This is a genomic window from Marinobacter salinexigens (assembly GCF_008370345.1).
Taxonomy (GTDB): Bacteria; Pseudomonadota; Gammaproteobacteria; order Pseudomonadales; family Oleiphilaceae; genus Marinobacter; species Marinobacter salinexigens.
The window spans coordinates 465,021-478,964 of the sequence record NZ_VTUU01000003.1 but is presented as its reverse complement, the minus strand read 5'-3'; the positions used below and the strand labels follow the sequence as shown (position 1 = coordinate 478,964).

Genomic DNA, 13,944 nt, shown 5'->3' with positions numbered 1-13,944 from the left:
AGAGAGGCCATGAATCCGATCATAGAACTCCAGAAATCTCACCGCTCCATCCGCAAGTTCAAGGACCAGAAGATTCCCCGGGAATTGTTTGAAGAGCTGATTCGGGCGGGCCAGTGCGCAGCCACCTCCAACCACGTTCAGGCCTACTCCATTATCCACGTGGTAAACCCGGAGAATCGCGAGAAACTGGCGGAACTGGCCGGCGGCCAGGCACACGTAGCGAGGGCGTCGGATTTCCTCGTTTTCTGCGCTGACATGAAGCGCTCCACAGAAGCTGCCGAGCGGGCTGGTGCCGAGGTTATCCGGGGCATGACAGAGCAGCTGCTGGTGGCAAGCATTGATGCGGCGCTGATGGCCCAGAACGTCGCCATCGCGGCGGAATCGGAAGGCCTTGGACTGTGCTACGTTGGCGGCATTCGAAACAACCCTGCAGAAGTCGCGGAAGTGCTCCGTCTGCCGGATCACGTCTACCCGGTATTCGGCATGAGTCTGGGCTACCCGGATCAGGACCCGGAGGTAAAGCCGCGCCTGTCACTGGAGACTATTCTTAAGGAAGACTATTACGACGACAGCCGGGACGAAGAGCAGGTAGCCGCTTTTGATGCGACCATGCACCGTTACTACAACGAAAGAACCGGCGGTAACAAGGACACCAACTGGTCAGAACAGCTGGCGCCCCTGTTTACCACCAAGTTGCGGCCGCACATGCGTGAATTCCTCACCAAGCGCGGCTTTGAGATGAAGTAAGTGCTTACGCGTCCTCAAGGATGAGGACAACCAACTCTTTCGGGCCGTGGGCCCCGAACGCCAGCACCTGTTCGATATCCGCAGTTTTGGACGGCCCGGACACCAGCAGCAGATTGGTCGGCATCCCGGCAGACCAGTTGTTGCGCTTCATGAAGGTGTAAAGGTTGTCCTCGATCTCACTGGCTTTGAGCAAGGCAATGTGCAGCGGCGGCAACAGACTCATCAGTCTTGGTTCCATGCGATCCGGCCAGACCACCAGCGATCCGGTGGCGGCAATGGCACCAAGCGTACCCGTCACACTGGCATCCACATTCCAGAACAGTTCGTCCTTCCACTCTTCAATGGGGCGGTCATAGGTCAGCAGCTCTACCGACTGGCCACTGCTCTGCCAGTATTCCGCCAACTGACTGCCGTGTTCCGTGCCCGGAGCGTGCAACAGGTTACCCAGATTGCGGGCTGCCAGTACCTCCGCCACTTTCTCAGGCCAGTTCTGGCTGGTCACCTGATAAAGTTCGGTGTGAACCGCTTCCATCTGGGTTCGCAGCTGCCTGATGCGGTCATCAGGATTGTACTGCCACGGCTCAGTGACCAGTCGCTCATCAAAGTCATCGGGGCGCGGAGTGGTACCCACCAGACCCGAGCGCAGTTTTTGCAGGATATTGTTGCGGGCGCTCATATCACTGCCCTCCCTTTGCGGAACCGTTACCGGAAAGATGATTCCGGGCCAGATCATGCAGCGATCGCCTGGCCGGCACCGGCGCGGTATGGTTCTCGGTCCATGGTCCGACATTGCTCGGCGTCAGCTTGCGGAAACGCGTAGCACCCCAAAGGAACAGCCTGTAAAGGGCCGGGCTGGTATTCAGGGTTTTCCACACCCGCCATATCAGCCTTTCCTTCGCCGAATACTTGGCACCACCGTCCTTTACCTTCGGGCCTTCCGCGGGGCTTTTGACATTCTCCTGGCGCAGACGCTGCAGCATTTCCGGAATCGGAATTTTCACCGGACAGACTTCCCCACAGGCACCGCACAGAGAGGAGGCGCTGGGATGATCCGGCACTTTCTGCAAACCGACCATGTGCGGCGTGATGATCTTGCCGATAGGCCCGGGATAGACTTCCCCGTAGGTATGCCCGCCCACCCGGACATACACCGGGCAATGGTTGATACAGGCACCGCAACGGATGCAGTTCAGGGTCTGGCGCAGCTGGGCATCCGCAAACGCACCACTACGGCCATTGTCCAGCAGCACCAGGTGGACTTCTTCCGGACCATCCAGCTCATCCGGCTTGCGAGGGCTGGAGATCATGTTCACATAAGTGGTAATCGGCTGCCCCAAGGCGGAACGGGTCAGCAATGACAACAGCGGCACCACATCACGCAGGTTCTGCACGACTTTTTCGATACCGGTCACCGCGATATGTACCGGAGGAGCCGTGGTGCTCATCCTGCCGTTACCTTCGTTTTCCACCAGCAGTAAAGTGCCGGTTTCAGCGATGGCAAAGTTCACACCGGAGACACCGACATCGGCCTCCAGGAATTTCCGGCGCAAGGTACGACGGCCAATCTGAATCAGTTCGTCAACATCGTCGGTTTCATCCACACCCAGCTTGTCATGAAACAGACGGGCCACCTGATGACGGTTCTTGTGGATTGCCGGCATGATGATATGCGAGGGCTTTTCATGGTCCAGCTGGACAATGTATTCCCCCATATCCGACTCCAGGCACTCGATGCCCCGGTCAGCCAGATACTCATTCATTTCCATCTCTTCACTGACCATGGACTTGCCTTTCACCACCTGGGTGCCCTGGCGAGCCTCAATGATACTGTGAACAATCTGGTTAGCTTCTTCGGTGGTTTCGGCCCAGTGAACCTTTACACCATTCGCCGTCAGGTTAGCTTCCAGCTGCTCAAGCAAATCCGGCAGCTGTGACAACGCCCGGGCCTTGATCCGGTTACCCAGCTCCCGCAGGCCTTCACGCTCGTCTTCGTCAGGGAAAGCATCAGCCCGTTTCTGCATCAGCGAATCCATCGCCGTGCGGAAGTTGGTCCTGAGCTGTTGGTCCGCCAGCGCGCCGGTGGCCCGCTCCCGGAAAGTGCTGGTCAGTTCGGTTACAGGAATACGCTGATTCATACCGCCCCCTCCCCACTGACACGCTCCCACAGGAAACTGGCCAGGTGTCTACCACGGAACGATTGTTTCTGCTTGTCCAGCGAACCATTGATGTTCATCAGACAACCGCCGTCAGCAGTCACCATTTCATCGGCGCCTGTGTCCATCAGCGAACGGGTCTTGTCTTTCACCATGGCACCAGAGACTTCCGGCATGCGTACCGAGAAGGTGCCGCCGAATCCACAACATTCACTTTCGTGGTCATGGTTGATGCGCTCCACATTCCCCAGAGTGCCTAGCAACTCCCGGGCATGCAGATGGGTATTCATTTCACGGCGTGCAGAACAGGAGGTGTGCAGCGCAATTCGGGTTGGCTGCCCGGCATCCTGCCACTGTACCTTGCAAACCTTGAGCAGAAATTCGGTCAGCTCGAAGGTCCGCGCCTCAAGGGACTCAACCCGTTTCAGGGTGTCAGGTTCCTCCGCGAAAAGCTCGCGGTAGTGCTGCCGGAACATACCAGCGCAGGAGCCCGAGGGCACCACAACGGGAATCCCGGCATCCAGGATATCCAGCTGGGCCCGGGCAACCTCCCGGGCCTCCCTGGCATAACCGGTGGTCCACGCAGGCTGGCCGCAACAGCTCTGGGCTTCCGGGAAATGTACCCGGATGCCTTCGCGTTCCAGCAGGCGGATGGCGTCCAGGCCTGCTTCCGGAAAGAACAGATCCACAACACAGGTTCCGAAAAGAATGACTTCCTCCGGTTTGTCCGGGTACTCCCTCTCGGTTGGTCGAGGCGGGGCAACCCGGGTTGCGTTGGGGGCGGCATCGTAGAACAGTTCGCTCATGATCAGCTCCTTACGAAAGCTCCTGAAACGGTATCAGATATCAGACCAGCGGATCGGTAAGGCCCAATGCATAGGCCGCGATCAGCGCAATCAGACCGGTCATCACCAGATAGTACAGCGTCGGCCATACCGTCTTGCGCAAGGTCTGGCCTTCACGACCGAGCAGTCCCACCGTAGCAGATGCAGCCACAACGTTGTGAATCGCCACCATGTTACCGGCAGCAGCACCCACCGCCTGTACCGCGACAATCAGAGCAGTAGACAGCCCGAGACTTTCTGCGACACCAAACTGGAACTGGCTGAACATCATATTAGACACCGTATTGGAACCGGCAAGGAAAGCACCCAGTGCGCCAACGGCAGGAGCCAGCAACGGATAGATTCCGCCAACGGTATCCGCTACCCAGGTCGCCATGGCAATCGGCATGCTCGGCAGGTCCGACAGGTTCACACCGGAGTTGATCAGAATACGCACCATCGGCACGGTAAACAGCAATACAAAACCGGCACTCAGCAGCACACTACTGGATTCTTTGACCGCAGCGGTCAGCTCGCGCACCTGCATACGATGGATAAAGAATGTGGCAATAACCACCATCACGAGGATACCCCCGGGCAGGTACAGCGGCTGAACGCCTGCGTTGATGCCCGCTTCACCAAGGATGTTGGAAAATCCGACGCCCACAGACGTAAAGACCGCTTTCACTTCCGGAATGACCCGGCTGACGACCAGCACAGCGCCCACAAGGATGTACGGCAGCCACGCACGAAATCCACTCATGGGTTTGGCGGCAAGATCTTCCAGTTTCATTTCGATACGTCCGAACCACTCGGACGGCCACTCATCGCGACCGGCGAAGTCCCAGGTGGTTTTCGGCAACAGGAAGCCCTTGCGTGCCGCGGTGGTCACAATAGCCAGACCAATCAGACCGCCCAGCAGTGATGGGAACTCCGGCCCGAGCACCACGCCGGTAATGGCATAAGGTACGACAAAGGAGATACCGGCAAAAATGGCAAATGGCAGCACCTCGAGGCCTTCTCGCCAGCTTTTGTTACGGCCAAAGAAACGGGTCATCATCATGACCATGAACAGCGGCATGACCACACCAACAATGGCGTGGGTGATGGCGACTTCCGAGGTAATAAGGTGCAGATACTGGTCCCAGTTGGAACCCAGATGTTCCAGACGCTCACCGATGGTGTTGCGGTCCAGGCCGGTAGTCACACCCACGATGATCGGCGTACCAACCGCACCGAAAGATACCGGCGTGCTCTGCACCATCATTCCAAGCATCACCGCTGCCATGGCCGGGAAACCTACAGCGACCAGCAACGGAGCCGCGATGGCTGCCGGGGTACCAAAACCAGACGCGCCTTCAATGAACGAACCGAACAGCCAGACAATGATAATCGCCTGAATCCGGCGATCCGGGCTGATATTGGTGAAGCCGGCACGGATAGCGGTAATGGCACCTGAATGTTTGAGCGTGTTCAGCAGCAGGATAGCGCCAAAGATGATCCACAGCAGGCCAATCGTAATCACCAACCCTTGCAGGGACGAAGCGAGAATACGGTTGAAACTCATATCCCAGGCGGAATAGGCGATCAGAGCAGTTACCACAAAGACCAGCGGCATGGCTCGACGAGCAGGCCAGCGAAGTCCCAGCAACAGGATTCCGGCCAGCAGAATAGGGGTGAATGCCAGTAAGGCAAGTAATCCGGACGACATACAGCTCTCCGAGAATTTTTATGAAGTTATTTTTTGGATAATTGGTATTACCAATTTACAACAAGCAGCTGCTTAAGGTATGTGAGGCGTCAACGCGGTGTCAAAACGGCAATCTAAGACATTAGTCTAATTGCTTTGCGGAATTACTGTAAAAACAGAAAGAAAAAGCGGTATGCTGATATTTTGGTAAGACCAATCTAATAACAAAAACACCGGAATCATGACGGAACTCCCTATGCCCATTGGACAAATTGCCCCCCGCCGCCTGGCAGACACCATCGTCGAACAACTGGAAACCATGATTCTGGAAGGTGCGCTGCAACCAGGCGAACGCTTGCCCCCGGAGCGGGTTCTGGCTGAGCGATTCGGGGTTTCCCGTCCATCTCTTCGGGAAGCCGTTCAGCGACTGGCTGCACGGGGATTACTCAAGAGCCGCCAGGGCGGAGGCAACTACGTTACCGAAAGCCTCGGCTCCAGTTTCAGCGATCCGCTGATCCACCTCCTTGAGAACCGGCCAGATGCCCAGCGAGACCTGCTGGAATTCCGGCGCACACTGGAGTCAGACTGTGCCTACTACGCGGCACTTCGGGCTACGGAGGTCGACCGCGACCATCTGCGATCTGCCTACAACCACTTACAGGCCTGTTACGCTGATGGCGCTGAACCCGACCGCGAAGCCGAAGGGATTGCCGACTCAAGCTTCCACCTTGCTATTGCAGAAGCAAGCCACAACGTGATCCTGCTTCACACAACCCGCAACCTCTTCAATATGTTCAAGAGCAATCTGCTACTGAACATTGATGGCCTTTATGCCAGCGAAACGGAAACACGGGACAAACTGAAAGAACAGCATCAGGCTCTGTTTGAAGCGATTATCGAGGGCAACGCGGACGAAGCCCGGAACCTGGCGGGAAACCACATCCAGTATGTGCAGCAACAGCTTTCGGAGCGGACTGAGAACAACCGGAGACTTGAGCGGGCCCGGCGGCGGGGACAAATGCATCCGGACTGAATACCGGACATAAAAAAACCGGGGCCTGGCCCCGGTTAAACATTCACACGATGCACCAACACAATGCATTTCGTCCTGATGAGCTTTTATCCTACCGCCCACCCCATGACCGTTTCATGACAACTCACCGGACTTTCTCCCATACCGTCAGCTCTGAGAAACTGTGCTGAAACTTGTTCCGGGTTTCCCTGATCACAAACGGCAGGCTCCGAGGTTCGACCAGCAACCGGAAATGTGGTGCCAGCATTTCTTTGAGACCCTCGAGAGTTGTGACGTCAACACCGTTCCGGCGAAACCCGCCCAACCAGTGTTCCTTCGGCGTGTATTCCTCAAGCCAGGTGTACGGCGAAGCAATCACCAGCAAGCCCAGGTCGTTGATTCGCTCATGGATATGCCTCAGAAACAGCGATGGCTGGTACAAACGGTCAATCAGATTACCCGCAAGTACCAGGTCATAACCGGCAAATTCCGGCTGCAACTTGCAGGCATCCCCCTGATGAAACACTGCGCGGTTGCTGGCTGCCGCCAGTCCGAGTGCATCCAGCGACCGCTCCTGATGACTCACCAGCTCGCCTTCTTCCGGACGTGCATAGCGGACCCGCTTTTCCTTGGCGATGGACCGGCAGGCCTCAATAAATCTGCCGGAAAAGTCGATGCCGTCTACATGCTGGAACTCGCGAGCCAGCTCAAAGCTTGACCGGCCACAGGCGCAGCCGATATCGAGCGCCTTGCCCGGGTCACGTCCATCCAGAGCAGCCAGCGCGGCATCGGCCAACTCCTTCGGGAAGTTGGGTTCCCCATGCCACGATTCTCCGAAGTGAAACTCCAGGTACTGAGCAAGGGCAGCGTCGTTCTCATAGAAGTCCGGTGTCTGCAAGGTACTCTCCCAGGGCAATGAATGACTGGCCCGGCACTGAGGTATTCGTCTCATTATGAACCACTTTCGAGTATCCGCTCCAGCCAATCAGCAACTCCCGGGTAGGCTTCCATATCCAGCACAAACTCCTGGCCCCGGGCGGCACATTCCAGATAGCACCAGGGCGATGCCAGATGCCACCGGTCGGATCGGGCGTGGTAACTAAGGGGCTCTCGCCCCGTCTCCGGGTAAAAAATGTCTGGCAGGCGCCAGCGAGTGGGTAGTCGAGCTTCCGGATCAGTCAGAATCCGATGGTTTTCAAGCATCGGGAATACGCCACTACCGGCAACAGGCACGTTACTGCCGGGGAACCTGAACGAATCCGAGGCCACGTAGAGAGTATTGCCCGCATCCGGTTCACCATGAAAGTGTGGGTGATAACGGGCCCACTCCATGGCGGATTGCGGAATATCATCAATACGGTGCACTTCGTCAATATGCAGCCAGCCCCAGATGGCGTGAAACGGCCTGGCACCCGGCACGAACCGCCAACGGCGCTGCCACAGCTCGGCCCGACGGAACACACCAAAAAACAGGAACAGGTCGCCGGTCTGAACGCCCTGATTCCGCAGATGCCCCTGGGCCGAACCTGTCTGCCCCAGCACCGGGCGCCAACCTTCTGAACGCTCGATGGAACTCCTGACCAGATCCGGGTCCAGATGAGCGCCACTGCCTGCCCGGATACGACCCCCGGTCAGATCCCGCGCAACTTTACCCAACCGTCGTCCCGCATAGGACACATCGCCATATCGAATACCGGAACGGCCATCGGGAATGGGAAGCACACAAAGGGAGCCATCGGGCAGCACCGGGCTGGGGCAGCCACCGGCCGAAGAATCAAAGCCCTTACGGCTCAGGATCAAACGCATCCGATCGTCCTTTCATAAAACTCTCATTTCAACGTCACAGTTCTTTCCCGCTTTCGTCACAGAGCGATTCCACACTGAGGCTGGCAAAAAGTTGCCCTTACACGACAATCGAGAATCAGGGAAAGAACCATGACAATGAAGCGCTCTCTGCTGGCCGCCGCTATCGGTGGTCTGCTGACAACGACAGCCCAGGCTTCGCTGGTGATCAGCGAGTATATCGAGGGTTCAAGCAACAACAAGGCGATCGAACTCCTGAACACCGGTGATCAGACTGTTGACCTGACCGCGTGGGAACTTCAGGTTTTTTTCAACGGCTCGTCGACAGCCGGCCTGACCGTTGACCTTGAAGGCGCCGTGGAACCCGGCAGCAACTTCGTATTTTCGCACAGTTCTGCGGCCGCCGAGATACTTGCGGTGGCCAACCAGACCACTGGTGCGGGCCTGTTCAACGGCGACGACGCAGTGGTTCTCCTGAACGGCGGCAACGTCGCTGACAGCATCGGACAGGTAGGCTTTGACCCCGGCAGCTATTGGGGCAGCGGTGACATCACCACCCAGAACCACACACTACGCCGCGTTGAGGGCTCAAGTGCCGACACCGATCCGTACGACGCGTACGATCCTGCGACTTCATTTTCAGGATTCGCCCAGGACTCCTTTGACGATCTTGGCGCCGCCGGCAACCCGGACGGAGGCAGTGGCGACAACGGTGGTGAAAACCCTGAGGCGCCGAATATGAGCTGCGGTGCCGAGGCCACTCTGATTTCCTCCATTCAGGGCCCTACAGACATCAGCCCGCTTGAAGGACAAAACGTGGTTGTCGAGGCGGTGGTTACCGCCGCTTTCAGCGGTCTGAACGGCTTCTACATTCAGGAAGAAGCCTCAGACCAGGATGATAACAGTCAGACCTCCGAAGGCCTGTTTGTCTATGACCGCGACCTTTCAGTAGTACCCGGTCAGGTGGTTCGGCTGGCCGGCACGGTCACCGAGTACTACAACCTGACCGAGCTGACGTCGATCTCCGATTCTGCCATTTGTGGTACCAGTGAGCTTCCCGCCGTATCCACGGTCACTCTGCCATGGTCTTCTCCGGAAGCACCGGAAGCCTTTGAGTCCATGCGGGTGCGTTTTGCCGAAGGCCTGACGGTCAACGACAACTACGATCTTGGCCGTTATGGCAGCCTGACCCTTGGCTCCGGCCGCCATTTCGTGCCAACCAGCATTGTCAGCCCGGGCACTGACGCCACACTGGTAGATGAAATGAACACTTTGGACCGGATCATCCTGGACGATGCCAGCACCCTCCAGAATCCGGATGTGATTCCCTACCCCGGCCCGCAACTGAGCGCCAGCCAGACCGTCCGCTCGGGTGACACAGTTCACGACCTTGAAGGCATCCTGGATTACAGCTACTCGGAGTGGCGCCTGCAGCCGACCTCCGCACCTTCATTCAGCCAGAGCAATCCGCGCACCTTTGAGCCGGCATTGGAAGACCGCGGTAACCTGGTTGTCGCATCCTTCAACGTGCTCAATTTCTTCAACGGTGACGGCCTCGGCGGCGGCTTCCCGACATCCCGCGGCGCGACAACCCCCGAGGAACTGAGCCGGCAGACCGACAAACTGGTCAGTGCGATCAGCGCCCTGAACGCTGATGTCGTCGGCCTGATGGAAATCGAAAACGACGGCTACGATGAAAACAGCGCCATCGCCGAACTGGCCAGCGCCCTCGGCGGCAACTGGGGCTATGTGAACCCGGGGCTTGAACAACTCGGCAGTGACGAGATTGCGGTAGGCTTTATCTACCGTACGGACCGGGTTGAAACCGTTGGCAACGCTGCCACCCTGAACGGTGTGCCATTTGATGATCTGAACCGCCAGCCTCTGGCACAGACCTTCCGCCTGCTCGACAGCCAGGATGGTGTCACCATCGCGGTTAACCATTTCAAATCCAAGGGCTGCTATGACGTCGAAGGTCCCGATGCAGATCAGGGCGATGGCCAGAGCTGCTGGAACCCGACACGCACGGCAGCTGCCGAAGCCTTGTCCGCCTGGCTGACCAGCGACGCCACCGGCACCGGCGAACAAGACGTACTGATCATTGGCGACCTGAACAGCTATGCCAAGGAAGATCCGATTACAGCCCTGACCACAAACGGCTTCACCAACCTGATCGCCGGCTTTGAAGGAGAGCAGGCATACTCCTACGTCTACTACGGCCAGGCTGGCTATCTTGACCACGGGCTGGCCAACAATGCACTGCTTTCAAAGGTGAAGGATGCCACGGTATGGGCGATCAACGCCGATGAACCACGCGCCCTGGACTACAACACCGAGTACAAGAGCCCGGAGCAGCAGGCAAGCCTGTACGCCCCTGATGCCTACCGCGCCTCCGATCACGACCCGGTGATTGTCGCCCTGGAAATGGACGTTCGAACGGCCTCCGAACGAGCCGACCTCAACGGTGATGGCCGTATAACAGGTCGTGATCTGTCCCGGTTTGTGCTGGCCCTGCTTTTTGGCCGGGCCACTGCGCCGGATTACGACATTAACGGAGACGGCAGCATTGACCGCAACGACATGTTCGCATTGATCAACGCCATGCGCGGCCACTGATCCCACCCCTCACAGAGGCGCCCGCTTCACGCGGGCGCTTTTCTTTTTTTCGCAACAAAACCATAACGTTACTGACACCTGAATCACCCATCCTTGATGGGATATTCAACAAGGAGTTCAGACATGTTTCGTAAGACACCCATGTTCAGCAGGACACTGTGGCTGGCCGTCCCCCTCGTTGCACTTGCCGGATGCAATGACAACGACAGTGACAACACCACGGCCCCTGTAAACGACGCCGATACCGAGTTCACTGCCAGCATCCTGCACATCAACGATCACCATTCGCACCTGGAAGCCGAGAGCCAGTCACTGACCATTGCCGGCCAGGACACCGAGTTTTCCGCCGGTGGCTTTCCACGAGTAGCCGCCAAAATCGCAGAGCGGGAAGCGGCACTGGATAACGTGCTGAAGCTGCATGCCGGTGACGCAATCACAGGCACTCTGTACTTCACCTCATTTGAAGGTGAAGCCGATGCCCAGTTGATGAACCAGGTGTGCTTCGACGCGTTCGCCCTGGGTAACCACGAATTCGACCGTGGCGACGCAGGCCTCAAATCTTTCCTGGACATGCTCGACTCCGGAAGTTGCAGCACGCCGGTGGTCGCAGCCAACGTCAAGCCGCAGGTGGGCACACCACTGGCACCGTTTGCCGAAGACGACTACCTCAAGCCCTACATCATCAAGGAAGTGGCCGGCGAACAGATCGGCATCATCGGTATCGACATCGCCACCAAGACCCAGAACAGCTCCAGCCCTCTGGACACTACCGAGTTCCTGGATGAGACCGAGACCGCCCAGGCGATGATCGACGAACTGACAGCCGAGGGCGTCAACAAGATCGTATTGATGACACATTATCAATACGCAAACGACATGGCCCTGGCCGAGAGCCTGTCCGGCGTCGACGTCATCATCGGCGGTGATTCCCACACCCTGCTGGGTGATTTCGGCGACTACGGATTAGCCTCTTCCGGAGCCTACCCGACAGAACTGACCAACGCTGATGGTGACAAGGTGTGCGTTGCCCAGGCCTGGCAATATGCCATGGTGGTGGGCGAATTGAACGTAACCTGGGACAACACCGGTGCAGTCACCTCCTGCGCTGGCGTGCCACACCTGTTGCTGGGTGACGACATTGTTCGTGAAGACGATACTGGCGCCGAGTACACCCCGGAAGGCGCAGAGTTGGCCGAAATCATGGCTGCTGTTGATGCCGACCCGCAACTGAGCATCGTTGAAGAAGATGCGGTTTCCGCCGAGATGCTGGCCTACTACACCACTCAGCTTGATACCTTCCGCAATGAAGTGGTTGGAACGGCGACAGAAGACCTCTGCCTAGCACGAATTCCCGGCGTGGCCTACGGTGATGAGACCTGCCAGGGCGAAGACCCGGTTCGCGGCGGCGACATTCCAAACCTGGTAGCACAGGCCTTCCTGTACCAGAGCAAGGATGCAGACGTGTCCATCCAGAATGCCGGCGGAGTCCGCATTGACATTCCGGCAGGCAACATCACCATCGGCGATGCCTACACCCTCCTGCCGTTCGCCAATACCCTCACTAACCTGACCATGACCGGCGCTGAGATCCGCCAGGTGCTGAACGAAGCGGTAGACTATGCCCACGCCAGTTCCAGCGGTGCCTACCCCTACGCAGCAGGCCTGCGCTGGATGGTGGACATGAACCTCGCCTCTGGCTCACGCCTCTATGGCATTCAGGTCAAACCCCAGGGTGAGGATGCCTGGAGAGCACTGGCTGACGATGAAACCCTGACGGTTGTGTCCAACAGCTTCACCGCCAGCGGCCAGGACGGCTATGTCACTTTCGGCACTGTTTCTGACGATGGCCGTGCGGTCGACACCTACCTCGACTACGCACAATCTTTCGTGGACTACGTAATGGAAGTCGGCACCCTGAGCAAACCTGTCCAGGCTGACTACTCAACCCAGTCCTACACTCCAGTCGCGCCCTGATCCAAAGGATCACCGGAGCCCGGCATTAAAGCCGGGCTTCGATCACACCTTGAAACCAAGCTTCCGGATCACCAGATAGGAGGTTCTGACCCAGCCTCTTCCAACCTCGGGAGCACCATGTCCAAAGCACCCAGTTACTCACTCCTGGAGCTTGCCTCCGTCCGCGAAGGCGATTCCGTTGCCACCACCCTGGCCAATAGCGTGGCCTATGCACAACATGCCGAAGCCCTTGGCTTCAAGCGCTTCTGGCTTGCAGAACACCACAACATGGAAGGCATCAGCAGTTCCGCCACCTCGGTACTGATCGGCCATATTGCTGGCAAAACCGATACGATTCGCGTTGGCTCCGGCGGCGTCATGTTGCCCAATCACCCACCTCTGGTCATTGCAGAACAGTTCGGCACCCTGGAAAGCCTTTATCCGGGCAGGATTGATCTTGGCCTTGGCCGCGCCCCCGGTACGGACCCAATCACCTCCCGGGCATTGCGCCGGGATGGCCTGGGAGCCGAACAATTCCCGGAAGACGTGGCAGCTTTGCAAACGTTACTGGGCCCGCTTCAGGCCGGACAGCAGGTTAAAGCCATCCCAGGTGCCGGTACCAACGTACCCATCTGGCTACTGGGATCGAGTCTGTACAGCGCACAACTGGCTGCCATGCGAGGGCTTCCCTATGCTTTCGCCGGGCATTTCGCGCCCCGGCTGTACCGTGAAGCGCTACGGGTCTATCGCGAGCACTTCCAGCCGTCTGAACAGCTACAGGCTCCTTATGCGATGCTGGCGATTCCAGCAGTGCCCGCGGATTCAATGGATGAGGCTAAATTCCTCGCCACCACCAGTTACCAGCGCATCCTGTCCCTGTTCAGGGGACAGCCCCTGTGGATGCGCCCGCCGGTAGAAAGCATGGACGGTCTCTGGAATGCCGGAGAAAAGGCGGGCGTTCTGGACTTTCTCGGTCTGCAGGTACTCGGAAACGCCGACGATATCCGTAGCCAACTGGACGAGCTGCTCAGTACTGTTGAGGTGGACGAACTGATGTTCACCGCCGACATCTATGATCCCGACAGACGCCGCCACGCTCTGGATATCCTCTCAGCCACCAGGACTGGACAGGCCTGACTCAGGGCA

The 13,944-nt window shown here is 57.9% G+C and carries 11 protein-coding genes; 5 read left to right on the top strand and 6 right to left on the bottom strand.

Annotated features, from left to right (window positions below; genetic code table 11):
- The first annotated feature begins 9 nt into the window (after positions 1–9).
- A complete protein-coding gene (gene nfsA / locus FWJ25_RS09425; RefSeq protein ID WP_149600005.1) occupies positions 10–747 on the top strand; it encodes an oxygen-insensitive NADPH nitroreductase in 738 nt (245 codons plus the stop codon).
- A gap of 4 nt (positions 748–751) precedes the next feature.
- On the opposite strand, the gene FWJ25_RS09420 is transcribed toward nfsA, so the two are convergent.
- Genes FWJ25_RS09420 through FWJ25_RS09405 form a run of 4 tightly spaced genes read right to left on the bottom strand, consistent with a single transcriptional unit; the run spans position 752 to position 5,435 of the window.
- Positions 752–1,423, bottom strand: a complete 672-nt coding sequence (locus FWJ25_RS09420) for a LutC/YkgG family protein (RefSeq protein WP_149600004.1) — start codon at positions 1,421–1,423, stop codon at positions 752–754.
- A 1-nt stretch (position 1,424) separates the two neighbouring features.
- Positions 1,425–2,882, bottom strand: a complete 1,458-nt coding sequence (locus FWJ25_RS09415) for a LutB/LldF family L-lactate oxidation iron-sulfur protein (RefSeq protein ID WP_149600003.1) — start codon at positions 2,880–2,882, stop codon at positions 1,425–1,427.
- Positions 2,879–3,706 carry a (Fe-S)-binding protein gene (locus FWJ25_RS09410; RefSeq protein ID WP_149600002.1) on the bottom strand — a complete coding sequence of 276 codons (828 nt, stop codon included), beginning with the start codon at positions 3,704–3,706 and terminating at the stop codon, positions 2,879–2,881. The genes FWJ25_RS09415 and FWJ25_RS09410 overlap by 4 nt, the downstream gene beginning before the upstream one ends.
- A 40-nt stretch (positions 3,707–3,746) precedes the next feature.
- Entirely contained in the window at positions 3,747–5,435 is a 1,689-nt protein-coding gene (locus FWJ25_RS09405) for an L-lactate permease (RefSeq protein WP_149600001.1), read from the bottom strand.
- A 235-nt stretch (positions 5,436–5,670) separates the two neighbouring features.
- Between FWJ25_RS09405 and FWJ25_RS09400 the strand changes: the two genes are divergently transcribed.
- Complete coding sequence (locus FWJ25_RS09400; protein WP_149600000.1) at positions 5,671–6,447, top strand: GntR family transcriptional regulator; 777 nt, start codon at positions 5,671–5,673, stop codon at positions 6,445–6,447.
- Between the two features lie 124 nt (positions 6,448–6,571).
- Here FWJ25_RS09400 and FWJ25_RS09395 read toward each other — a convergent pair whose 3' ends face one another.
- Positions 6,572–7,378 carry a putative 4-mercaptohistidine N1-methyltransferase gene (locus tag FWJ25_RS09395; RefSeq protein WP_188093596.1) on the bottom strand — a complete coding sequence of 269 codons (807 nt, stop codon included), beginning with the start codon at positions 7,376–7,378 and terminating at the stop codon, positions 6,572–6,574.
- Complete coding sequence (locus tag FWJ25_RS09390; protein ID WP_149599999.1) at positions 7,378–8,232, bottom strand: Nmad3 family putative nucleotide modification protein; 855 nt, start codon at positions 8,230–8,232, stop codon at positions 7,378–7,380. The genes FWJ25_RS09395 and FWJ25_RS09390 overlap by 1 nt, the downstream gene beginning before the upstream one ends.
- 129 nt (positions 8,233–8,361) lie before the next feature.
- Between FWJ25_RS09390 and FWJ25_RS09385 the strand changes: the two genes are divergently transcribed.
- The 3 genes from FWJ25_RS09385 to FWJ25_RS09375 all read left to right on the top strand — a co-directional run bounded on the left by FWJ25_RS09385 (position 8,362) and on the right by FWJ25_RS09375 (position 13,935).
- Positions 8,362–10,845, top strand: a complete 2,484-nt coding sequence (locus FWJ25_RS09385) for an ExeM/NucH family extracellular endonuclease (RefSeq protein WP_149599998.1) — start codon at positions 8,362–8,364, stop codon at positions 10,843–10,845.
- 123 nt (positions 10,846–10,968) lie between these two features.
- On the top strand, positions 10,969–12,819 hold the full coding sequence (gene nadN, locus FWJ25_RS09380) for an NAD nucleotidase (protein WP_246166734.1): 1,851 nt from the start codon (positions 10,969–10,971) through the stop codon (positions 12,817–12,819).
- A gap of 117 nt (positions 12,820–12,936) precedes the next feature.
- On the top strand, positions 12,937–13,935 hold the full coding sequence (locus tag FWJ25_RS09375) for an LLM class flavin-dependent oxidoreductase (protein ID WP_149599997.1): 999 nt from the start codon (positions 12,937–12,939) through the stop codon (positions 13,933–13,935).
- The last annotated feature ends 9 nt before the right edge of the window (positions 13,936–13,944 follow it).